We start from the raw sequence: 22,240 nt of genomic DNA, 5'->3' as shown, positions 1-22,240 counted from the left end.
TTGTCAAAACCGGGAAGAAATGATCCCTGCCACTGCGGAAGCGGACAAAAATATAAACGCTGCTGCCTGGAGAAGGACCAGCTCGCGGAGCGCGCGGGTCTGGAGGCGGCCCTCCCGGAGCCGGATCTTGATTATCACCTGTCCGTAGCCGAGATCCATTCGCTGATTGATGAAGACATGGTATGGCATAATGCCTTGTACCCTATGCTGGCCCATCATCTCACAGACGGGATGGAGCCGTATTTTGAGGAGCAGCACATTATTGAAGCGGTCAGTCTATGGAACGAATTCTCCAATGTGCAGAAGCCCCTTTTCCGCAAATTCGGAGCCTACTGCGCTGCGCTGGAATACCTGGTCTGCGAGGCGCACGGGATTATAATCACCCAAGCGGAGCTCGCAAAGAAATACGAGGTATCGGTTGCAACGATCTCCAAGCGGTTCCAGGAGCTCAATGAATTCGCCGAGAACCATTATGGCGATATGCTGGATGAATACGAGAATGGGGACCATGAAGACCTTGATCATGAGGTATTCCGGCTTCCGCCGCTTTCGCAGAAATCCAGAGATGCATTGCCGCTGAAATCAATCAAGCTTGCGGACGAGCTTCTCCAGAGGGCCGAACTGCAGCCGGATCGCAGGCAGCGTCTGGATCTTATTCAGCATCTGCTGGAACTGAACCCGTATTGTGCCGATGCTTATTTGCTGCTGGCGGGGGCCACTTCCGATCCGGAGCAGGCTTATCTTTATTTGAGGCATGGCCTGCAAGCAGCGGAGCTTGACCTGGGTGAAGGATTTATCGCGGAGAACCGGGGAGATTTCTGGCTTATTCACGAGACGCGCCCCTATATCCGGATCAAATTCGCCTATGCCGAGCTGTGCTGGGAATTGGAGAATCAGACAGAAGCGGTCCATCATTTGGAAGATCTGCTGTCGCTGTCCCCGGACGATAATGTGGGAGCCAGATATCTGCTGCTGGCCGTTTATCTGGACAGGAAGCGTCTGGATGATGCAGAGAGGCTGTTGGAGACCTATGAGGACGATATGGACGCTTCCTTCGCCTATGACCGCGTCATTCTGGAATTTCTGCGCCATGGCAAGTCGGCCAGGCTGAAGATGCTCTACCGGAATGCGCGGAAAGCGAACATACATGTGCCGGATTATTTGCTTGGCTTGATGCCTTTGCCGGAGACGATGCCCGATCTGTACAGTCCGGGAGATTCATATGAAGCCGCACTATATGTAAACAGCCACTTCCAGCTGTGGATCAAGCTGCCGCGGCTGCTTGAGTGGATGGCTGGCCAATAGACCGGCCCGGAGGACGGGCTCAAAGCGGAATCCTTTTCCCTCTGAGCCCGTCCTTTTTTACATTGACTTTCTTCGTGTGCGAACCTGCTTGGTCTTGGGCTCGGACTCCTCGCGGATCAGCCAGTACATGGCATACTGCAGGACGGCCATGCTGACGAGCACAATCGGCAGCCAGACGGAATCCAGATCCTTGGATAATACAATCAGCAGCGTAATCGAGACCACCCGCCCGGCGTTCAAAAAAGCCTCCCTCATCACCACGGATTCAACGCGCAGCTGGCCCTTGAGCGGCAGCTTGCCGATCAGCCGGTAATAATAGGACGTCAGCGAATTGCCCACCAGCGGATTGCAGATAGAGAACATGATCATGAACAGCATAACGGTCCAGAGATGCACCTCAAACAGCAGGAAGGAAGCGCCGATGAGCACGCCTGTCGAGGTCATGAGCACATATTTGCGGGCCTGCTCCTTCTTCGCCTTTTTCGAAATGATATAACCGGTAATGACCGTCAGCGATGAGAAAAACACCCCTAAATAGCCGACCCAATCTTCCCTGCCTACGGTTTGCAGCAGCAATATATTCGGCAAAAACAGCATGATCCCCTGGAATAGGCCCATGACGAAAAACGCGATCAGCCCCTGCAGCCACAGTCTTTCCTTGCGCATCAAGAGGCCCATCAGACGCAAATGATAAGCCTTGTGATGCGAGGGAGAAGCCTTGATGCGGAAGCTGACAACGGCAGCCACAACGAACATGATGGAAGCGATGAGGAACGTCAGGATATAGCCTTGAAGCCCCTCGTTCATTTGTATAATAAAGCCTGCGAGCGCAGGTCCGATCAGTCCTGCAGTGCTGAACACGACCATGTTGATGGCCAGAAAGCGCAGTCGGTTGCTCTCGTTCGACACGTCATACATCAGCACCAGATACCCCGTCCAATAAAACCCTCCCGCAATACCGTTGAAGATCGCGAACAGGATGTAATATTCCGCGACTTTCTCCTGTGCGATAACCACAAGCAGATAGAATACGGCGATCGTCGCAATGCCGAGGCGGTAAGTGACCATTCTGTCCTTGCGCTTGGCAATCCACCCGCCTGCTGCAAACGCAAGCGGCGTAAACAGGTAGACCACGATGTTGTATGTGCCGTTAACCGTCAGGTCCTGTGTCAGGCGCCATAGGTAAAGATTCAGGAACAACCCCGACATCGAGGCCCCGAACTGGAAGCAGCCGTGTACGAACAGAGCGGTAATCGCCTCACTATTCAGCCTGTACTGGGGCTCGATACCTGTACCTCTTGAGAAATTCAATCTGAACCGCGTGCTCGGCTGCATCAACATTCGCCCTCTCCAATGTAAACAATACCTAATATTGTATCACAGCGGAAAGCGCTTTTATTTCCTTTCTCCAAGTGATTTTGGCCTGGAAAAAGGCTTACATCCCGATATGGACCGGAATATGCGGGAAAACAGGCTGTTTTTGCGGCGGCAGAGTTAAATACGTCTCCTATTTGTGATCCCAATCATCGCTTTTTTATTTTCTCTCCTTGTCGCATCTTATTCATAGAGCTATATGGCCTTTCATGTTACAATAGCCGATAGATTCCATGTCACTGACCTAACCTGTTCGGATCGCAAGCTTGTACACCGGAATTATCTATCATGGATGATGGAGGCTGCTTCGTGAACTCAGAAGAATCCAGAACACAGCCAGCCAAACGCTGGAACAGCCTGTTGCTGCTGCTTGTTGTTTTTGTCGGCTTCCTGGTCTTCGGTTTCTCGGAGAACAGCAAGGGACCCGCTCTCCCCGGAATGCAGGCGGATTTCGCTCTCGATGAATGGCAGATCGGGCTGCTGCTTTCCTTGAACTCGCTCGGCTATTTGCTGGCCTGCAGCTTTACGATTGTGCTGACGAATAAACTCGGACTGCGCTTTGCGATGCTTCTGGCCTTTGGTTCCATGGCCGTGTCCGGCGTCTTCATGTTTCTCTCCCACAGCTATGCGGCATTGTCCGCCTCTTATTTTCTGATGTATATCGGCAACGGCATACTGGAGATCGGACTTGCTCTCTTAACAGCGCGCATATTCATTAAAAATACCGGCATGATGATGAATCTCTCGCATTTCTTCTACGGTCTCAGCTCGGTGGTGGCTCCACTATTCGCATCCATGCTGATGGGATTGCATCTGTTCGATATGACCTTGAGCTGGGGCGGCATGTATCTGGTCATGATGTCTTTGTCCATCATCCCGATGATACCCGCTTTGTTCGCGGCCTTTCCCAGGGACACCGTAGCGGTGGAGGATAGAGTCTCCTACGCCTCCTACATGAAAGATCCCGCAGCCTGGCTGATTGTCGGCATTCTCTCGTTCGGGGTCATCTCGGAGCTTGCCGTCGGCGGCTGGCTGGTTAATTTCCTGGAGAAAGCCTATGACTGGACCCCTACGGCCGCTGCCGGCATGCTGTCCGCCTTCTTTATCTGTTTTACGGCGGCGCGGCTTGTGCTTGGGCCTGTAACCGACAAAATCGGCTTCATACGATCGCTCATCATTTTCTCCGGCAGCTCCGGAATCTGCACCATTGCAGCCATTGCGGCCGGCGAGCCCGGCGCGTTCCTGTTCGCGCTGGCCGGCGCCGGCATCGCCCCGATCTATCCGACAGTTATGGCCTACCTGGCCCGGTACTACTCCCGCAGCAGCGATACCGCCATTACCTTCACCGTCACGATGATGGGCATTGCCAGCATCATTGGCAATCTGCTGATCGGTGGAATCACGGAATGGACCAAGGACCTGTTCACGCAGGAGGACGGCTCCGGCATGGGACTGCTGCGCGGCCTGCAGGCCGGATATCTGTTCATCGCCCTCTGCGCGCTGCTGTGCATGCTGATCAGCGTGCTTCTTTACCGGTATCTGCATAAACGCGGCGGCGCGATTTAACGGGGATTATTCAGACTCCGCTTTGATTAGGCAAAGGCCTGATCTGCAGCTCGAAGCTCTGCTTGCCCGGCTGAATCAGATAAGCGTCCAGCGTCGGCGCATAACCGCAGCTGTGGTTGCCGATTCCGCTCTGCGCCATATCCAGCTTGACGACCGTCTCATCCAGCCTTGTCAGCAGATGAACATGCCGGGTCCGGGTCAGGTCCTCCGTGGAATAATGATGCGCGCTCATATCAAAATAGCCCGGACTGCTGAATTGCAGGCCGCTTCCCCCGGCACTGGTCAATACCGCCCAGCGCACCTCGGACTTGTTTCCATTCTCCTGCGGTTTGATATAGGGGACGAACTGCTCCTCAACCGTGCCTGCAAATAGGCCAAGCTTGCCGCTCTCCTTGCGGTCGGAATAGCATTCATGCGGTCCTCTGCCAAGCCATGAAAGCTGATCATATCCGCCGGGCATTCTCAGCTCCAGCCCGAACCTTGGAAGCGGCGGGAGACCTTCCTTCTTCGGCACAACTGTACCCTCCAGATGAACTTCCCCGCTGCTGAAGAGGGTATAAACAAGCATCGAGTGAAAGGCAGGCGGTTCTCCCCTTGCGCCAATCACGCCCTCAACTTGAATGCGGACCGTCCCGTCTTCCCGGATTTGCACCTCCGTGCCGCGCCCCCACGTAATGAGCCTGTCGTAGCCCGCCTTGATCCATTCTTTTGCCAAGTGCACATCATTATCAACCGGCGCACGCCAGAAATTAAACTTCGGACCAGCCAGCAGCAGCGCATGCCCGCCGTAATCCCATGACTGGATGGAACCATCCAGCTTGCTGAGGCTCCAAGTGAAATTCTCCCCTTCCACAGACACAGACCGGGGAGTTTCGCTGACAGAGAGCAGCCTGTTTGCCGCAGGGGCAGCTGATGAGGCGGATTGCGGCTTTGCGGTGACCGCCTGCACAGGTGCGGAGCCGGATTGCGGCCTGCCGGCGGTTACCTTGGCAGATGCAGAAGCTGTGAGCCTGGCCGCTTTTGGCCCGATGGTCAGGTCCGACCAGGCAATTTCATGTCCCGCCGGTGCCCAGGAAGTATCGCTGCGCAGGGTGAAACGGACATGGAGCCAATATTCAGAAGCGGGGTCAAAGTCGGTGCAAGCCAGGGGGAGAACAGCCTGCTCCTCCGCGCCCGCCGCCGTATGCAGGCGGGGAAGCTCGCCTTGTTCCAGGACAACGCCGCTGCGCAGCAGCATCCATTCGCCCTGCAAATGCTCCAGAGTAAGGAAGTCGTACCGGTTATGAATCAGGATGAGGCCTGCCGCCGCGTCCACTGCTTTGATTTTGACCGGCTCAATGACCTTCTTGTATTCCAGAATGGAAGCCTTCGAACTCCGATCCGGAAACAACAGCCCGTCCAGGCAGAAGGAACCGCTGTGCGGCTCATCCGCGAAATCGCCGCCGTAAGCGTACCATTCCTCTCCATTCTCCCCGCTCCGTAAGACCGCCATATCCGCCCACTCCCAGATCAGCCCGCCGATCAGCCGCGGATAGGTGTAGACTGCCTCCCAGTATTCCTTCAAATTGCCGGTTGAATTGCCCATCGCGTGACCGTATTCACACATGAGAAAAGGACGGCTGTCGCTCTTGCGCCCTTCTTCAATCAATGTCCCGACCGCCGGATACATGGAGCTTACAATGTCGACGACAGGAGCTTCATAAGCGCGCTCATAATGAATCAGCCGGGTGGGATCGCAGGCTCTGATCCATTCCGCCATCGCATCGTGATTCGGCCCGTAGCCGGATTCATTGCCGAGCGACCAGATGATGACGGACGGATGATTTTTGTCACGCTCGACCATCCTTTTGGCACGGCTAATGAAGGCTTCCTTCCATTCCGGCTGCTGCGCCAGGAAGCTTTCATTGCCGGTAAAATGAAACCCGTGCGTCTCCAGATCCGTCTCATCGATGGCATAAAGGCCATATTGATCGCATAGATCCAGCCACCTTGTGTCGTTGGGATAATGCGAGAGGCGGACGGCGTTCATATTATGCTGCTTCATCAACGCAATATCCTGAATCATCGATTCCATCGAGGTCACATAACCCCGGCGGGAATCAAACTCATTGCGGTTGACGCCTTTGATGATTACCGATTGTCCATTCACCAGCAGCCTGCCGTCCTCAATCCGGATATCGCGAAAACCGACCGCAATCCGCTTCACTTCCTGCAGCAGTCCGCCCGCATCGAATAAGGATAGCAGCAGCGTATACAGATACGGCGTTTCGGCCGTCCATGTCCTGGGAAAGGCGACCGGTTCGCTGATCGGGATGATCAGCTCCTTCTCACCGTCCGGGAACTGAACGGTCTCGCTGCGTGACACGACTGGATGATGTTCGGCGTCAAGCAGGGCAAGCTGCAGCGTCCAGCCGCTTGTGCTATACCCGCTGCCAGCCGCAAGCTCGGCCACATTCAGCCTTATGGTCAGCTCCGCCTCCTCCAGAGATTCATCCAGCCGGGTTTGGACGAAGGCGTCACGAACAGTCACATTAGGCAAAGCAAGCAGGTACACGTCGCGGAATATCCCGCTCAGCCGCCATTTATCCTGCGATTCGAGATAGCTTCCATCACACCATTGATAGACCTGCACGGCAATAATATTGTCGCCGGGAACGAGAAAGCGCGTTATATCGAACTCGCTGTGAAAATGGCTTCCCTGGCTGTATCCCGCCGGCTCTCCATTGATCCACAAATGAAAGGCTGAATCCACGCCTTCAAACATAAGACGGATCTTCCTGTCCGCCCAACTGTCTTTCACCCGGAAAGCCGTGCGGTAGCAGCCGACCGGATTATTCGCCGGCACATGCGGGGGATCTACGGGGAACGGGTAAGGGCAGCTGCTGTAATGCGGAATCCCCCAGCCATGCATTTGCCAGTTACCCGGCACCGGAATTTCGGGCCAGCCGTTATCGGAATAAGTCCGGGCCATAAAATCCTCCGGCGCCATTTCAGGAGACTCCGCATAATGAAACCGCCAGTTCCCGTTCAACAATTGAAAATAAGCGGAAGCCTCGCGTTTCCCCTGAAGCGCCGTATCAAGCGACTCGTAAGGAATCAAATCCGCATGCGGCTCCACCCTGCCGCGCTGCTGCACGGCCAGATTCGCCCAGTCCGGCAGCGGTCTCTTCGTCATATCCATCCTAAATCCGTCCTTTCATAGCAGAGATGTTCTTCACAACGATGACAAGCAGACAATCGGCTATCGCCGTCCTCTTCCGGCGAAGCGAGTTTCTTCCGGACGATCAGATAAAGGGCCGATAGCCCCTCCTGTGCGGGAGGCGTCTAGTCGGCCCTTCATTAAACCATCATTTAACGACCATGCAGAACCTGCTCGAAAAAACGCTCGCCGCCGACCTGACCGCCCTTAAGCACCAGCTCTAGCCCGTCATAGACCGGATCCGCCGAGTAAGCCCGGCACAGCGGCCCGCCCGGCGTCAGCGCGGCCATACATTCAAGAGCGGAGATGTTTAATTCGCGCATGACATAGCCCGAGGTGTCGCCTCCGGCGATCAACAGGCGGGTCAATCCCGTTTCGGCGATCAGCCGCTTGGCCAGCACGCCCAGCTCCATGCCGAGCAGGCGGCTGCTCTCCTCGGAGCGGATCCCAAGCTCCGCCAGCGTCTTCCGCAGTTCGCCGATGCTAGCGTCGCTTGGGCCCATAGCGGAATAAAGCACGACGCTGCCGCCGCCTGCAAGCAGGCTGCGGGCCTCCTCCATCAGCTGTTCCCGCGCCGCTTCAGCCCGTCCGGGGTGGATCAGTTCATGCACGGGTACGCGGATTCCGGCAAACCCTGCCCCCAGCGCGTGCTTGATCTGTGTTTCCGTTACAGGCGAGCAGCTGCCCGATACAACGAGCAGCTTGTCGACCGGCTGCGCGCAGTCCTCTCTGGATGCCTGCTCCGGAAGCAGTCCCTCCGCCTTCCAGCATGCGCCAAGCGCGTATTCCACGCCGGAGGAACCGATCACAAAAAGACTTTCATCGGCCGGCAGCCTGCCTGCCTCTTCCCAGATCAGCCTTCCGGCTGTTTCCAGCCGCTGCTCATCCAGCACATCGAAGAGAAGAAGGGCCGGCTGCCCGTCTGCCAGCTTGCTCTCCATATTCTCACGCACTTGCGGCAGCGGACCTTCAAGCTCAGTTATGTCCATCAGCGCCATAGGAAGCTCCGTTTGCCGCCGCAAATGCAGACGGAGATCGGCCTCATCCATCGGTGTTACCGGATGCCGCGACATCGTGGGATGCCGGTCCAGCCGATGGACCGTCCCGCCTCCCGCCGCATAATGCTGGCCGAACAAGGTATACCGCTTCAAATAAGGAACGCCCACAAGCAGCGGAATATAACGGCCGCCGAATACCCCGCGTCCGATTTCGGCCGCTTTGCCGATGCTCCCGGCATGCGGCGAGGAATCGAAGGTGGAGCAGACCTTGTAATGCACGACGGCTGCTCCCGCAGCTTTCAGCGTCTCGAAGATCGGGTTCAGTTCCCGCTCCATCTCATCCGGCGTGAGCGACCTTCCCACCCCCGCAACGCCAAAAGCATCCATCTTCGCAAAGCGCCCGTCCTCCAGCTGCCCAGACGTGGGCGGTTCCAGAAACAGCACCGCCTCGAGGCCCGCCCGGAACAACGATTCCAGTACATCCGTCGATCCGGTAAAATCATCGCCGTAATAACAGAGAAGCCGGCGGCGCTGTTTCCCGCCGGCATCGATGGACATACCGGCTGTCCATGCCTCATGAGGTGTGCCCGTTGTCTGCATTCTCGAGGATGCATCCGCAATCCGGGCGTCCCGGGATGCGTCCATAATTCGTGCATCCCGGAGATTGCCTGTCGTCCGCATTTCCAGAAAGGTATCCGTCGTCTGCGATTCCCCGGACGCGTCCAACATCCGGACATCTCCGAACTTGTCTGTCGTCCGCGTTCCCAGAAAGGTGTCCGTCATCTGTGATTCCCCGGAAGTGCCTGCAGCCCCTGTCCCTTGTGTATCCCGCCGTAATTCCTGCGCCTCCAGCTGCCTGGTGCGCTCCTGACCACTACGTTGTTTCTGACGCCCATCATGGGCCATCTCTTCGTTCATACGCTCAAGGCCGCCTCCTTACTGCCGCTGCACCATACGGCTGCTTCAGCTTCTTCCGTATTTCTCGATTGCCCGCTTCAGCGCCGGATGCTTCAGCGCATACTCATTCAGTCCGATGCCCTGCACAGCCGCTTCCCAGCCAAGCTTCATGCTCTGGAATCCGGCTGCCGGACCATCGGGATGGGCCAGCATGCCTCCCCCGGCCAGATGCATAACATCAACGGACCGGATCGCTTCATAGGTTGCCGGAGCGCTGCCCGCCCACTGGGCAGAGGAGACGACAGGCATCGTCTCATAGCCGCCCAGAAGAGGGGCTGCGCAGGCTTGAATCGAACGGACAACCGACTCATTGCTTTCATAGAACTTGCTGTTCAATCCGTTGACGTGAAGATGATCGGCCCCGGCCAACCGGCACAGCTTCTGGAAAGCTGTAAATTCCATCCCCAGAAGCGGCGAGCGGGTCATTAACCCCCACTGATTGCGGTGGCCATGGATCGGCACTTCACTGTAGCTGCTTAAATGCGCCAGGCCCGCAAGCCCGACACTCATGATGCTGACCATGACGCAGCTGCCGCCTGCTTCCACCACGACCTCGTGGTGGCGGCGCATCTCCTCGATATCCCCGGTGATGTTAAAGGCATACATCAATTTGCGGCCCGTCTTGTCGGCAGCGCGTTCCACCGCTTCCATGACCGCCTTCACCTTCGCTGCAAGCGGAGCATAGGGCGGATTGGCATTCAGCTCATCGTCCTTGATAAAATCCATCCCTGCCAAGGCCATGTCGCCGACAAGCTGCTGCAGGTCCTCCATGGCAAGGCCGATGCTCGGCTTCACAATCGTGCCGAGGATAGGCCTGTCATAGACGCCGGCAAGCCTGCGGGTTCCGGCTATGCCGAATTTCGGCCCCGGATAGCGGTCCGCGAACGCCTGCGGCAGCTCCAGATCCATCAGCCGCAGGCCGGACAGCTCCTGCAGCTCATACAGATTGCCCGCAACCGCCGACATCAGGTTGGGAATCGAAGGCCCGAAATTATGCAGCGGGAAGGATACGCTGATGAGGCCGCGATTATACCTGCCGTCATGTCCGGCAGGCAGCTTGGCCCCGGGCAGCGATGGCAGAGCGCTCTCGCCCTGCGGCTCTATACGCTCGATTCTTGCTCCATGCAGCTCCTTGAGCCGCGCGGTTTCTCCCGGCACTGCCGTGAAGGTGCCTGTCGACTGCTCGCCTGCGATCACTTCGGCTGCCCGTTCCAGCGAATAAGGCGTCTCGACCAGATAGACTGCCGTGACACGGTCGCTGCTTTCATGAGGTTCCTTCATACCCTCAGACATGGCGCTCTTCCTCATCCAACCGGTCAAGCACCTCTTTCACCTGCTGGACACCCAGGCGCGGGCTGGACAGCACCGGCTTGCCCGTAGCATCCGCGAGCGCCTTCTCCATTCTGGCCATCGAGCCCTGCGCCAGCACCAGCACATCGGCATCGTTGCAAACCCGAATGGCAGTCTCAAGCAAAATGCGGTCATGCTCCTCGGGCTGTCCCCCTACCAGAGCATCGAAAGCGCCCTCGGCCAGTCCGCTGATAAGCGTGACGGATCGGCCTGCGAGCTCCGCCTGCTTGCCGATCAGGCGAAGCGTCGGGTCCAGGGTGGAAGGCAGCGTCGCCAGCACCGCAATGCGGTCATAACCTGCGGCGGCAATTGCCGCCATCGACTCGTCGATTTTGACAATTGGCACTCCGATCAGCTTGCGGGCGTCATCCGCAATTTCACCGACGGATGAGCAGGTGTTCAGAATCACGTCCGCGCCCAGTTCTTCCCCGTTATGATAATACTGCACCAGCCTCCGGGCGACGCCGGGCGGGACATGTCCCGCCTTCACCACATCGCCGATCAGACTGTCGTCGATAATGTTAACCAGCCGGCAATCCGGCAGCATTTCCTTGAAAACCGCCTTCAGCGGCTCGGCCAGACCCTGGCCTGTATAAATAGCTACAACCGTTCTCATCCCTGTCGTTCCCCTCTCCTGATGCAGCGGATTTCCTGCTGCCCGAGTCCGCGCGTGAGGCAGACCTCCGGGCATAACCGGGTCCTGGCCTCTGCGGCTCATATTTGTTATTATCCGGTCAGAAAGATTCTGAATTCAGTCGGCATTATCCCAGACGAATCGCCCCAAGCCTGTCGCATCAGGGCAGAACACCTGGGCTGCATGGGCAATCCGTCCCATTGTAGTGGATCATTGCTGCCAGTCTCATCGCATTGAACTATCCGTGACAGCCTCATTGCACTGGACCATCCGCGCCAGTCTCATCGCACTGGACCATCGGGACGATTCCTCCATACCGCGGCGTCCCGGTCGGGCCGCATCGCCCCGTCAAAGCGCCATTATCCTTTGGCTAACACCCCTACCAGACAAACTCCCGCTCCAGTCGGCGGTAATCGCCCTCCTTCAGCGGCGCCTCATCGTATACCTTGCGGCCGCTGTAGAAGGGATGCTGGGTTCCCTTCGGCGAAATATTCACGACATCGTCGCCCCGCCAATGCGTCTCGAAGGTTTGGCCAATGGCGTTCTCAATCGTTGTGCGCGAAGACAGCGGGAACGTAACCGTAATCGTCTCGCCGGCCTGCGCGGCCCCCAGCGTTAGAAAATGCTCATTGACCCACATGCTGGAATCGCTGCCGCGGCCGCTGACTGCCTCGCTGCCTTCACGCTCGCGCACATAGCCCACCTTGGCATAACCTGCCCATTCCGGAATCCGTATCTGGAGCCGCGGAAGATCGCGGTGAATATGCAGTACAACCTTTCCCTCATGCGGCAAATAGCTGCCCACATCCAGCCATACCGAGCCGCGGTTCAAGAGAAAATTGACGCTGACTGCACCGTTCTTCTCGGTAATCGTATTGCTCCATCCCATAAACAAACCGCGCGTTCCGGAGCCGAGACAGCAAATTTGCAAGTCATTTGTATGCCCCCGGCCATGGCTAACATCGCAGCAGAAATCATTTGGCGCCGAATAGCCGGCGAACGCGCCGCGCGTACGCTGGGCGATATTATGATGCGTAAGCCATCCCGGAACATCGCCGGAACGATCGTCGGCTTCCTTCACCCAATCCATCTCCAGCAGCTGCGACTCGGTCAGGTGGTTGCGGATAAAACGCTCAACCGTTCCCCAATATTTGGTGTAGCCGCTCTTGGCGAGCGTGATGCCCGTTGCGATCAGATCGACCAGCGAGCAGGTCTCATGCTCATAGGCCTGCTCTTTCAGGTCCCCAGGGGTCCATCCAAAAGCCGTGCATTTGGTCAATGCCCATTCATAGCTTTTGTTGACCCAGCTGATCAGCGCGGCATCGCCGGTGAACACGCCAAATCGCGCGATGGCATCCAGCGTGCCAAGACGCGTATGAAAATGTCCGCTGCGATAGGCAAGCGCATCATTAAAGCTTCCGTCCTCGTTGAACACGCCGCTGCGCTGAACAATAAGAGCGGTAAAATACTGGCACAGCTCAAAGGCATCCTGGTTGCCGGTCAGCTCATGATATTTCAGCAGGGGCATGACAAGCCTGCCGCAGAATGCCGCCGGATCGGGCGCAAGCCGCAGCAGCATGGCGTTTTTGGACGGCCAGCCATCTTCCTTGTACTCGGATGCCGGATAGTACCACACATCCCGTTCCTTGATCGCGATGCGCTTCAGCGCCGCCACATGCTTATCCGCCACTTCCTTGACCTTGGGATCGCCTGTTTCCATGAACCAGGTGGTGAGGGATAAAATGACGGCGCGCTGATCGATAAGATTGGCATTGGGCTCCCAGTTTCGATTGGGATTCATCTGCCTGTAGCTGAGGCCGTCCTCATGGAAAAAAGAGAGAAAATTAGCGCGGTACTGCGCCTCCTGTTCTGCGCCGATCGTCTCGCCGGACATATGCCGGGCCAGAATAAATCCATCGATCATGCGGCCGTGGGAGGATCCATAATCCCAATCCCCGTGCGTCAGGTTGGCAGGATCGGTCATTAGATTGGCGGCAAAAAAAGGTATGCCGTTAAAGTCCTCGTCCGCCATCCCCATAATGGCATTCAGGGCATGGCCGGCGCGTTCCTCCAGCATCAGCGTATCCGGTATTTGGCGTGTTTTCATCATTGCTTCCTCCTTGTCGTTAATGGGAGCCCGAGTGGCGGTAATCGCCAATGGTTTTGCCCGTCTTCTTCTTGAAAATCTGGCTGAAATAGCGGTAATCCTCGTAGCCGACCAGCTGTGCGATTTCATAGTTTTTGTAGCCGGGGATTTGCAGCAGCTCGATCGATTTGCGGATACGGGTATCCGTGAGATAGTCGACAAAATTGCTGCCTGTCGTTTTCTTGAACAGCCTGCTCAAATAATCCGGGTTCAGGTAGCGGCTCTCGGCAATCTGCTGCAGTGAAAGCGTCTGGTCATAATGGGTCTGAATCAGCCTCTCCACCTCGCGGACAATCTTCTCCCCCTGGTTGTCGCCCTGCTGCTCATAACAATGCAGTACCGCCGGTATAATCTCCCGGGTGAACACGGCTTTCACCGATGCAGCGTCATTGCGGTTTTGGAACATCTCGGACAACGCAAGCGAATAGCTGCCGCACAGCTCAGCCAGACTTTTCTCCGCCGTTTGCAGCTGCTTCTCAATGGAATGAATCAGAATGGATGCTCCCCGCTGCAGCTGCCCGACCGTCATTTCCGGTCCTGACAAGGCGGCGAAAAGCTTCTCGAATTCCTGCCGGGCGTCTTCTCCGTTGCCGATCTGCAGCGCGAGGAGAAAGCTCTGCTCCAGGTGATGCGGGTAAACGAAGGCCCGGGCAGCTGCGGTCTCCCGCGCCGGGAGCACAACGCCGCAATCGCCAAGGCTTTTGTCCGCCAGCGCTTTTCGCGCCTGCAGGTAAGCATCCCGAAGCTGGCGCGGACGGTCGGCCTTCCCGCTGACGCCGAAGCTTATGCTGATTCCGCAGGCTTGCTTCAGCCTGCTCTGCACATCCGCAAGCAGCACAGACAGCTCCGGCTGAGACAGCCGGCCGGCGGCTATTGTGGCCACGAGCTCCCCGCTTCCTCCCGCAGACCGGGTCAGGGCAAAGGCCCACTGGCCGCCGAAGAAGAAAGCGCGCGATTGAGCAAGCTTTTCCTCCATACAGACAAGAAGACGCTGCGGGTCAGTGTTATCATCCGCATAGCGGTCCGGCTTGCCCACCCAAACGGCAAATTCCCCTTCCCTCCAGCAGGCGGGAATCCCCTCATCCGTCTCTTCCTCTCCGGCTTGCTCCTGCGCGGCCTCCGCAGCCTCATGGAACAGCGCATGCGACAGCCAGGTTTCAAACTGCCCCTCTGTTGCCCTGCGCTGCATCTGCTCCTGCCGGTCAAGCTGCTCCAGCTGCGTCAGAGCCTTCTCCAGCACGCCTGCAAGCTCATCCTTCTTCACCGGCTTCAGCAAATAATCAAAGGCGTTGTGGCGGATCGCTTCTTTGGTATATTCAAAATCCGAATAGCCGCTGACCACGATCGTGAGCAGCCTGGGCAGGGCGCGGCTCAGCATGCCAAGCAGCTCTTTGCCGTCCAATCCCGGCATCCGCATATCCAGAAACAGGAGGTCAGGCGCAAGCTCAAGCGCCATCTGATAGGCATCCTCCCCGTCGCCCGCTTCTCCGGCCAGTTCAAGACCCAGCCGGTCCCAAGGGATGGACTGGATCAGGCCCCGGCGAATCCAGCGTTCGTCATCCACAACCATTACACTGCGCATGTCCTGCTCCTCCCTTGGCGGCTAGCCTTTCAATGACCCGGCTGTCAGTCCGTCGATAATAAAACGCTGCAGCAGCAAATAAATAATCAGCACCGGCGCAACGACGATGACCATAAAAGCAAACACAATGCCCCAGTTCGTGCTGTACAAGGAGACAAAGTTGTATATTTGCAGGACGATCGTCCACTTGGTGCTGTCCGTTACGAGATAGAACGGCCCGAAGAAATCATTCCACACCGAGACCATGACCACGATGGTGACCGTGACCAGAATCGTCACCAGCAGCGGCAGGATGATTCGGAAATAAAGCCGGAAAAATCCGCAGCCCTCCAGGAGCGCCGCCTCATCCAGTTCCCGGGGAATCGACTTCATGAAGCCGACCAAGAGAAACACAGAGAAGGGCAGCAGGACAGCCGTATAATACATAATGATGCTGAAATATGTGCCTTTGATATGCAAATCGCCCATCAGCTTGATGGTCGGGATGATCGATACCGGGACAATGAGGCCCATGATAAAAGCGTAATAGACGCCCTGCAGAAATCGGCTGTTGCGCCGCTGAATCACAAACGCCGCCATCGAAGCACACAGGTTCACGCAAACAATGACGAGACCGGAGATCAGCACGCTGTTCTTGAAGCCCCGCAGAATATTCGCCTGATCATAGACATCCGCATAGTTCTTAAACACCCATTTGCCCGGCAGGTTGAAGCCAAACAGCGCAGACTCGCGGATATCCTTGACCGAATTGATCAGAATCATAATAAAGGGAAGCAAAATAACAAGCGCCAGCAGGATGGCCACAACCTCAAGCGCGATCAGCCTTCCGCTTCTTTGCATCACAGTTCAACCTCCCTTTTCTTCATCGCCATCAGTACGGGAACACCGATCGCGGTTACGAGGACGAACAGCAGAAGATTAGCCGCCGTTGCCGATCCCAATTCACCGAGACTGAACATTCTGCGGATATACGTGTTGAATACCTCCGTCGAGTAGCCCGGACCGCCGTCCGTGAGCACCATCACCATCTCGAACACCTTCATGGAACCGATCAGCGACAGGAGCACATTCACCGTAAACGCAGGAGCAAGCAGCGGAAATACAATATGCCGGAAGCGGCTCCAGTAGTTGGCCCCGTCAATCGAGGCCGATTCGGTCAGATCCTTCGGAATAAACTGCAAGCCGGCCAGATATACCACCATCGAGAACCCGGCAACTCGCCACAGATCGGTGGCTACAACGGAGAACAAGGCATATTTGGGATCATTAAGCCAATCCTGCATGAGGAAATCCAGGCCAACCGCATCCAGTATCTGATTGACGATCCCATGCTCCGGGTGGTAAATCGCGCGGAAAATATATCCGATAATAAGCGGCGCAATGACATACGGCATGAAAAATACCATCCGCAGCAGATTGCGCAGAGCCAGCTTCTCGTTCATGACGAGTGCGAGCGCAATGCCCAGCACATTCTGCAGCACCGTCACCGCAGCCGCAAAGATAAGCGTGTTGAGCAGCGCCGTCTTCAGCCGGGGCTCATGAAACAGCGCCGCGTAGTTGTCAAAGCCGATGAACTTGATCGTATCCGCATTGATATTCCAATCGGTAAAGCTGTAATACACGCCTGACAGAGTAGGCACGATAAAGAAAATCAGAAAGATGACAAGCGCTGGATAAACAAAATAAAGCGGGTATTTGCGTCTCTCCATGCCACCCCCTCCTTTGCTTTCATTAGGCTGAGGCCAACTTGGGCTTTAAGCTAGCACAGCTTCCGGCCCAAGTCGCCTTCTGTTCCTTTTATGTTTGGGGGACGTTAATTTGCTCTAGGGTGAAGCTTATTCGAAGCCTGCCAGACGTTTGGCTTTGCCATCCTTCTGATAGTTGTCGGAGAACTCATTGATCGCTGCGTCTACATCGCCGCTCAGGAAAAAATTTTGCAGCGTTTTGGCGAAATCCCCGAAGGAGGCCGTCAGACGGTTCTGTACATTCACCTTCGATTTTCCGTCATCGATGAACTTTTGCACCGTTTCCTGCACCGGGTACAAGACGCTTGTCGCATCCTTGAAAATCGGAATGCCCGGGTGGTTCGCATAGAACATATTGACGCTATCCTTCTCAATCATGAACTTCACCAGATCCACAGCCGCATCGTAATGCTTGGACTTCGTCGGAACCATCAGCTGGTTTGGAGGCGTAATCATGGCAGTTCCTTCATCCGTATCCGAAGGGAACGGGAAGAAGCCCAATTTGTCGGTAACGAACTCTTTGCCGAATTTCTTCTCCATTTGAGGCACAATGCCGTCAAGCATGAACGCCATCGCAACCTTGCCGTCGCCCATTTCATTCTGCAGCTCATCGTAAGTGCCGGCCATGACATTCTTCTGGAACAGATCCAGATCCTTCAATTCCTTCTGTTTCTCGAACAGCGTCTTCAGCTCGGGAATCTCACTCAGCTTAAGCGCATTGGCGTTCAGCTTGTTGACTCCCTCGTCGCCAACGGCCGGATCCACATCCGACACCCAGCCTGTAAAATAAAAGACCTGCGACGGCCAGCCGTCTTTGACCCCTTCATAGAAAGGCGTAATGCCCGCCGCTTTGATTTTCTTGGCGATTTCAATCAGATCGGCGTAGTTCTTCGGCGGCGCAACACCCACTTTGGCAAAAACATCTTTATTGTAAAATACGCCCATCATGCCGGTATTGCCGAACGGCACGCCGTAAACCTTGCCATTCGTATCCGTCTGGAACTCCTTGATCGACTCGATAACGTTATCCCATACGCCCGTTTCGCCCGACCAGTCCTTCAAGGTCTCGTCAGCTCTGAGCTTGACATACTGCTTCGTTCCCGGCTGCATCAGAAACAGATCGGGGAAGTCGCCGGTGGAGAAGCGCGTCTTGATCAGGTTGTCATAATCGCCTCCGGGCAGGGCCTGCAGCTCCACCTTGTTGCCGGTCTTCTGCTCGTAAGCCTCGAAAATCTTCGTATACGGCACCGTATCCTCCGTGTTGGAGATTACAAAGGACAGCGTAACCGGATCCTTCGCCTTCTCTCCTTCATCCGCGCCTGCCGCATTGTTTGCCGGAGCGTTGGAAGCGCTTGCCGAATTGCCATTGTTTTGCTGGTTGTTATTGCTGCTTCCGCAAGCGGCCAGCGACAAGACAACAAGGCAGATCGTCAATAATGCTGCTGCAATCTTCATTTTTCTCAATTTGGACACCCTCTCGATAGTTGAGATCGCTTACATCTTCATTATAAGTAAGCGCTTACCCCCGCCATATCCACGATTTTGACCCATAATGTTGAATATTCTTACTTTTGCCGGAGGCCGGCAGCTGTTGAAAAAAATAAATTGCGCCAAGAGCCAAATCATGGAAAAGTAGGTCTAATACAATATAGAGCGGAAAAAGCGGGTGATGTCCATCGTCAAGCTAGTCAGGAAAGCTCAAAAGGGCGATCAGCAAGCATTTATCAGGCTGTTCAGGCAATACGAGCAGGATATTTACCGGATTGCGTTCGTTTATTTGAATCATGAGCAGGATGCCTTGGACGTTGTGCAGGATACGGCGTACCGTTCTTACAAATCGATTTCGGCCCTAAGGGAACCGCGCTATTTCAAAACCTGGCTTCTCCGCATCGCCATCAGGAGCTCCTTGAATTTGCTGCAGCAGCGAAAGAAAACCGTCCACTTGCTGGATGAATATCCCCAATCCCCAGCATCAATGGAGGAGGAGAATGTTCCGCTCGCCTTATCCTTGAAGGATTTCATCGATACTCTCGATGAGGATGAGAAGACGATTATCATCACCCGGTTCTACCAGGATCTCACCATCAAACAGATCTCCGAGCTGCTCGAGCTCCCGCTCGGTACGGTGAAAACGATATTATACAGGGCTTTAAAAAAACTGCGCGTGCTGGCAAAGGAGGAAGAGAGCTATGAGCAGCAATTGGAAAAATGAACTGGATCATATGGCTGTTCCTCCTGATATCCATGAGCGCGTCCTGCTCGGCATTCAACAAGCCGAGGCTGAACTCCCCCGTGCAAGGCGCAGACGATATTCATCAAGCCGAGCATGGATTGCCGCCGCGGCACTGGCACTGATTGTGCTCACTGTTTCTGTATTCAACACACATGTATGGGCTGCCATTCACAAAGCGCTTCAATATGTGCCGGGTATCGGCATGATGACAGAAGAAGATGTCCAGCCAGAGCGGTTTGTGCTCCAGGATCCTGTAACCGAAATTATGGGTGAAGGCAAGATTACCGTCACCGGCGTATTGATAGATGCCGAAATGACCTATATCACCATGAACGGAACGAAGACGCCCAGGCTTGAAACTGTAACCATCGAAGACGCCCAGGGAGAATCTTACGTGATTCCCGATTCCATTGCTTCTTGGGGCATTAACGAATGGAACAGCTCCTTCTATTACAAAGGAAAGCTGGAGCTTCAAGGGCAAGTGAAGCTTGTAGCCGGAACTGAGCCTGATCAGGTCGTAATCCCCCTCCCTCTGATCAAGGCCGAGTCCTATGCAAGCTACTCGGATATGGGAGAAACGGCCAATGTTAACGGCTTATCCATAACTGCCATTGCCAACCGCGCGGGCGACAAAGGGAAGATATTCTTGGTCTCGCAGTCGTCGCAGGCGCTTAGCGTCAACGATTACGGCATCCATGGCATCTATGGGCGCGAGAATCAAAAGTTATATGTTGCAGACGGGAGCGGAATGAAGCTTGATATTGAAGTTATTCCCGGTATTTCCGCTCCTGCGAGAGAATTTTATTTCCCTTTGACGGATGAGGGCCAGTCAGGTGAATATACCCTGACTCTGCCGGAAATCGACGTTCGCTATCAGGATGAAGCATCCATCCGTATTCCCGCCGAAACGGTTGAGGATTTGAATCAAACCTTTGAAATCGCCGGGTCTCCCGTCACCATCACCAGAGTAGAACGAATCGCAGACAACCAGCTCAGATTGGATGTGGATTTCCATTATGACGAGCATGCAGCCCGCTCTCTGCTCAGCTTCCAGATTGACGGATCGGGCAGCAGCAAAATCAATATGCAAAATGGTACCTATGAGAACTTTTATGTCGAGATTGATCCTAAGCGCACCATGACGACCATAAAGATCCATGATCCGCAGATCGTATTCCGGGGGCCCTGGAGCTTCCGGCTTCCCGCCGCCGCTTATTTCCCCGATGCCTCCGTCAAGCCTCGGGGAATAACAGAGTAATCGTTGTTCCTGTCCCCTTCCTGCTCTCGATCGAGAACTCGAAATGAGCGCCATAGCGGATCGCATATCTGGCATATACATTGCCGATTCCGATTCCTCCTTCAGCCGCCGAGGCTGTGAACGGCTCCTGATGAAGCGGGTGGCCCAGCCTTGTGCGAAGCTCGCCCAGCCGCTTCTCGGATATGCCGACTCCGTCGTCGCTGACCGTGAGGCGGAGCCGCTCCCCTGCAGCCGCTGCACAGATGCGGATGGTGCCTTTGCCCCGCTTGCGCTCGATGCCGTGGAAGACGGCGTTTTCCACCAGCGGCTGCAGGGTCATTTTCAGCAGGGGGAAACGGTATGCATCCTCTTCGATATCCAGCTCATAAGCAATCTTGTCCTCGAAGCGGATGCCCTGGATTTTCATATAGGCGTCAATCTGCACCAGCTCCTCCTGGAGCGTGACGATTTCGTCGCCGGTCTTCGTGTTGTAGCGGAACATATCCGCGAGCGCCTGGGCCATCTCGCCGATATCATTGACTTTATAGTAATCGGACATGGCCCGAATGCTGTCCAGCGTGTTATACAGGAAGTGGGGATTGATCTGCGAATAGAGCATCGCCAGCTCCACCTCCTGAAGCTTGATCTGGTTCATGTATTTGGTTTCAATCAGATGCTGCAGCTCATCCTGCATCGCGTTGAAATTGCTGGCGATTCTGCCGATTTCGTCATTGCGCCCCACCTCCAGACGGATGGAGAAGTCCCCCCGCTTGATCCGGTTTACGGTTTTGTAGACGTTCAGGATCGGCCTTGTTATGCTGCGCCCGAACAGCAGCGAGATCAGAAAGGTAACGACAAATGCGATAATGGCGGTAGCGATCACGGTTGTCTTGATCCGGTTGAGCGGACCGGTAATGTCACTGCGCGGCATGACCAGCACGGCTTTCCAATCCGAGTAGGCCGAACGGGTATACGAGACGAGCATGTCGTCCTTGCCGTTTTTTTTATACCAGAACTTCCCCGTATTATCATTCATCCGGCTGAGAAGAGCGGTATCGGACTCATATTGCGAGCTGTCAGCCGAGGCGTACACGAGCTTGTTATTTTCATCCAGAATCAAAATGCTGCTATGCGGCGAAAGCCCGTCATTCTGCCCGATACTGCTGAACAGATCAGCGGCATACTCCACACGGACCACAATGAACCGGTCGGGATTGGAGAAGTCGCGAATGAGAATGGAGGAAGAGTATGCGGTCTGCTTGGCGGCGCCCGGCGCGCTGTCTCCGACCTCTCCGCTGAAGAACACCTCTCCGTCCTTCAACACGGTGCGCAAATACCATTCCGAATTCCGCACCTGTGCGGCGCTTTCCGGCTTGAAATCATCCGAGGCTCCCATCAGCTCGCCCCCGCTGTAATAGATCTGGAAGCGGATGAAATCACGGATCGGCGTAATGTTAAAGCTCTTGAGGAATAAATTGCCCAGCTCCTGGCGGAAAAGAAACTTGTTTTCCTCGCTCATTTCCCGGTAGGCGTTAATGCCGTCGATGTATTCCTGCGTGTAATAAGGAGCCAGCAATATATTGCGTTTGCTGTGAAAATCATTATCCATATTGTTCTCGATTTGGCGAATAATCTGCAGACTGGCCGACTCCACCCGCTCCGCCATCGTTTGATAGGAGATATAGAAGGACACCGCGCCCACCAGGGCAATACATAATAAAATGATGACAAAATAACTAAGCAGCAGGCGCGTGCGGAGCCGGGAAAAGAAGGGGCGGATTCGACCCGACAGCCACCGTTCACGCTTTAGATTCAGCATGGGGGGAAGCCTCCTTCAAAAAAAGAAACCGCTGTCACAACGATCTGGAAGAAACGGCTTAGCCGTCCTCTGAAGCTTATACATTCCGAAAAAAA

The 22,240-nt window shown here is 55.4% G+C and carries 15 protein-coding genes; 4 read left to right on the top strand and 11 right to left on the bottom strand.

From position 1 onward, the window contains the following. Positions 1–1,305, top strand: coding sequence for an SEC-C metal-binding domain-containing protein (locus tag AC0YOB_RS24110; RefSeq protein ID WP_475794922.1), 1,305 nt, complete (start codon positions 1–3; stop codon positions 1,303–1,305). A gap of 57 nt (positions 1,306–1,362) precedes the next feature. Here the strand turns inward: AC0YOB_RS24110 and AC0YOB_RS24105 are convergent, their stop codons facing one another. After that, positions 1,363–2,646, bottom strand: coding sequence for an MFS transporter (locus AC0YOB_RS24105; protein WP_475794921.1), 1,284 nt, complete (start codon positions 2,644–2,646; stop codon positions 1,363–1,365). A 342-nt stretch (positions 2,647–2,988) separates the two neighbouring features. On the opposite strand from AC0YOB_RS24105, the gene AC0YOB_RS24100 reads away from it, so the two are divergent. Next, complete coding sequence (locus AC0YOB_RS24100; protein WP_475794920.1) at positions 2,989–4,245, top strand: MFS transporter; 1,257 nt, start codon at positions 2,989–2,991, stop codon at positions 4,243–4,245. Positions 4,246–4,255: 10 nt separating this feature from the next. Here the strand turns inward: AC0YOB_RS24100 and AC0YOB_RS24095 are convergent, their stop codons facing one another. The 9 genes from AC0YOB_RS24095 to AC0YOB_RS24055 all read right to left on the bottom strand — a co-directional run bounded on the left by AC0YOB_RS24095 (position 4,256) and on the right by AC0YOB_RS24055 (position 18,311). Then, a complete protein-coding gene (locus tag AC0YOB_RS24095; protein ID WP_475794919.1) occupies positions 4,256–7,426 on the bottom strand; it encodes a glycoside hydrolase family 2 TIM barrel-domain containing protein in 3,171 nt (1,056 codons plus the stop codon). 170 nt (positions 7,427–7,596) lie between these two features. After that, entirely contained in the window at positions 7,597–9,360 is a 1,764-nt protein-coding gene (locus AC0YOB_RS24090) for a four-carbon acid sugar kinase family protein (protein ID WP_475794918.1), read from the bottom strand. 45 nt (positions 9,361–9,405) lie between these two features. Continuing rightward, on the bottom strand, positions 9,406–10,692 hold the full coding sequence (locus AC0YOB_RS24085; RefSeq protein ID WP_475794917.1) for a ribulose-bisphosphate carboxylase large subunit family protein: 1,287 nt from the start codon (positions 10,690–10,692) through the stop codon (positions 9,406–9,408). Beyond that, on the bottom strand, positions 10,685–11,365 hold the full coding sequence (locus tag AC0YOB_RS24080) for an aspartate/glutamate racemase family protein (RefSeq protein ID WP_475794916.1): 681 nt from the start codon (positions 11,363–11,365) through the stop codon (positions 10,685–10,687). Before AC0YOB_RS24080 ends, AC0YOB_RS24085 begins: the two co-directional genes overlap by 8 nt. A 397-nt stretch (positions 11,366–11,762) precedes the next feature. After that, the gene (locus tag AC0YOB_RS24075; RefSeq protein WP_475794915.1) at positions 11,763–13,493 is read right to left on the bottom strand and encodes a glycoside hydrolase family protein; all 1,731 of its coding nucleotides are present in this window, start codon (positions 13,491–13,493) and stop codon (positions 11,763–11,765) included. A 16-nt stretch (positions 13,494–13,509) separates the two neighbouring features. Continuing rightward, complete coding sequence (locus AC0YOB_RS24070) at positions 13,510–15,111, bottom strand: response regulator (protein ID WP_475794914.1); 1,602 nt, start codon at positions 15,109–15,111, stop codon at positions 13,510–13,512. Positions 15,112–15,132: 21 nt separating this feature from the next. Then, positions 15,133–15,951, bottom strand: a complete 819-nt coding sequence (locus tag AC0YOB_RS24065; RefSeq protein WP_475794913.1) for a carbohydrate ABC transporter permease — start codon at positions 15,949–15,951, stop codon at positions 15,133–15,135. Further along, complete coding sequence (locus tag AC0YOB_RS24060; RefSeq protein ID WP_210045216.1) at positions 15,951–16,820, bottom strand: carbohydrate ABC transporter permease; 870 nt, start codon at positions 16,818–16,820, stop codon at positions 15,951–15,953. Before AC0YOB_RS24060 ends, AC0YOB_RS24065 begins: the two co-directional genes overlap by 1 nt. A 126-nt stretch (positions 16,821–16,946) precedes the next feature. After that, positions 16,947–18,311, bottom strand: a complete 1,365-nt coding sequence (locus AC0YOB_RS24055; RefSeq protein WP_475794961.1) for an ABC transporter substrate-binding protein — start codon at positions 18,309–18,311, stop codon at positions 16,947–16,949. Between the two features lie 214 nt (positions 18,312–18,525). Between AC0YOB_RS24055 and AC0YOB_RS24050 the strand changes: the two genes are divergently transcribed. After that, positions 18,526–19,068: a sigma-70 family RNA polymerase sigma factor gene (locus AC0YOB_RS24050; RefSeq protein WP_475794912.1), complete on the top strand. Its 543-nt coding sequence runs from the start codon at positions 18,526–18,528 to the stop codon at positions 19,066–19,068. Next, positions 19,046–20,347, top strand: a complete 1,302-nt coding sequence (locus AC0YOB_RS24045; protein WP_475794911.1) for a hypothetical protein — start codon at positions 19,046–19,048, stop codon at positions 20,345–20,347. The genes AC0YOB_RS24050 and AC0YOB_RS24045 overlap by 23 nt, the downstream gene beginning before the upstream one ends. On the opposite strand, the gene AC0YOB_RS24040 is transcribed toward AC0YOB_RS24045, so the two are convergent. Further along, a complete protein-coding gene (locus tag AC0YOB_RS24040; RefSeq protein WP_475794910.1) occupies positions 20,322–22,145 on the bottom strand; it encodes a sensor histidine kinase in 1,824 nt (607 codons plus the stop codon). The two genes, AC0YOB_RS24045 and AC0YOB_RS24040, sit on opposite strands and share 26 nt — an antisense overlap. Positions 22,146–22,240: the final 95 nt, after the last annotated feature.

Source organism: Paenibacillus sp. JT31N17 (assembly GCF_056269255.1).
The sequence above is the reverse complement of the archived record's forward strand: the minus strand, read 5'-3'. Positions and strand labels throughout refer to the sequence as shown.

Bases quoted from the DNA above. Each gene is read 5' to 3' on its own strand.
- AC0YOB_RS24075 (WP_475794915.1), bottom strand. From the start codon at position 13,493: ATGATGAAAACACGCCAAATACCGGATACGCTGATGCTGGAGGAACGC.
- AC0YOB_RS24090 (WP_475794918.1), bottom strand. From the start codon at position 9,360: ATGAACGAAGAGATGGCCCATGATGGGCGTCAGAAACAACGTAGTGGT.
- AC0YOB_RS24080 (WP_475794916.1), bottom strand. From the start codon at position 11,365: ATGAGAACGGTTGTAGCTATTTATACAGGCCAGGGTCTGGCCGAGCCG.
- AC0YOB_RS24055 (WP_475794961.1), bottom strand. From the start codon at position 18,311: ATGAAGATTGCAGCAGCATTATTGACGATCTGCCTTGTTGTCTTGTCG.
- AC0YOB_RS24095 (WP_475794919.1), bottom strand. From the start codon at position 7,426: ATGGATATGACGAAGAGACCGCTGCCGGACTGGGCGAATCTGGCCGTG.
- AC0YOB_RS24050 (WP_475794912.1), top strand. From the start codon at position 18,526: ATGTCCATCGTCAAGCTAGTCAGGAAAGCTCAAAAGGGCGATCAGCAA.
- AC0YOB_RS24045 (WP_475794911.1), top strand. From the start codon at position 19,046: ATGAGCAGCAATTGGAAAAATGAACTGGATCATATGGCTGTTCCTCCT.
- AC0YOB_RS24085 (WP_475794917.1), bottom strand. From the start codon at position 10,692: ATGTCTGAGGGTATGAAGGAACCTCATGAAAGCAGCGACCGTGTCACG.
- AC0YOB_RS24060 (WP_210045216.1), bottom strand. From the start codon at position 16,820: ATGGAGAGACGCAAATACCCGCTTTATTTTGTTTATCCAGCGCTTGTC.
- AC0YOB_RS24105 (WP_475794921.1), bottom strand. From the start codon at position 2,646: ATGTTGATGCAGCCGAGCACGCGGTTCAGATTGAATTTCTCAAGAGGT.
- AC0YOB_RS24070 (WP_475794914.1), bottom strand. From the start codon at position 15,111: ATGCGCAGTGTAATGGTTGTGGATGACGAACGCTGGATTCGCCGGGGC.
- AC0YOB_RS24040 (WP_475794910.1), bottom strand. From the start codon at position 22,145: ATGCTGAATCTAAAGCGTGAACGGTGGCTGTCGGGTCGAATCCGCCCC.
- AC0YOB_RS24065 (WP_475794913.1), bottom strand. From the start codon at position 15,951: ATGCAAAGAAGCGGAAGGCTGATCGCGCTTGAGGTTGTGGCCATCCTG.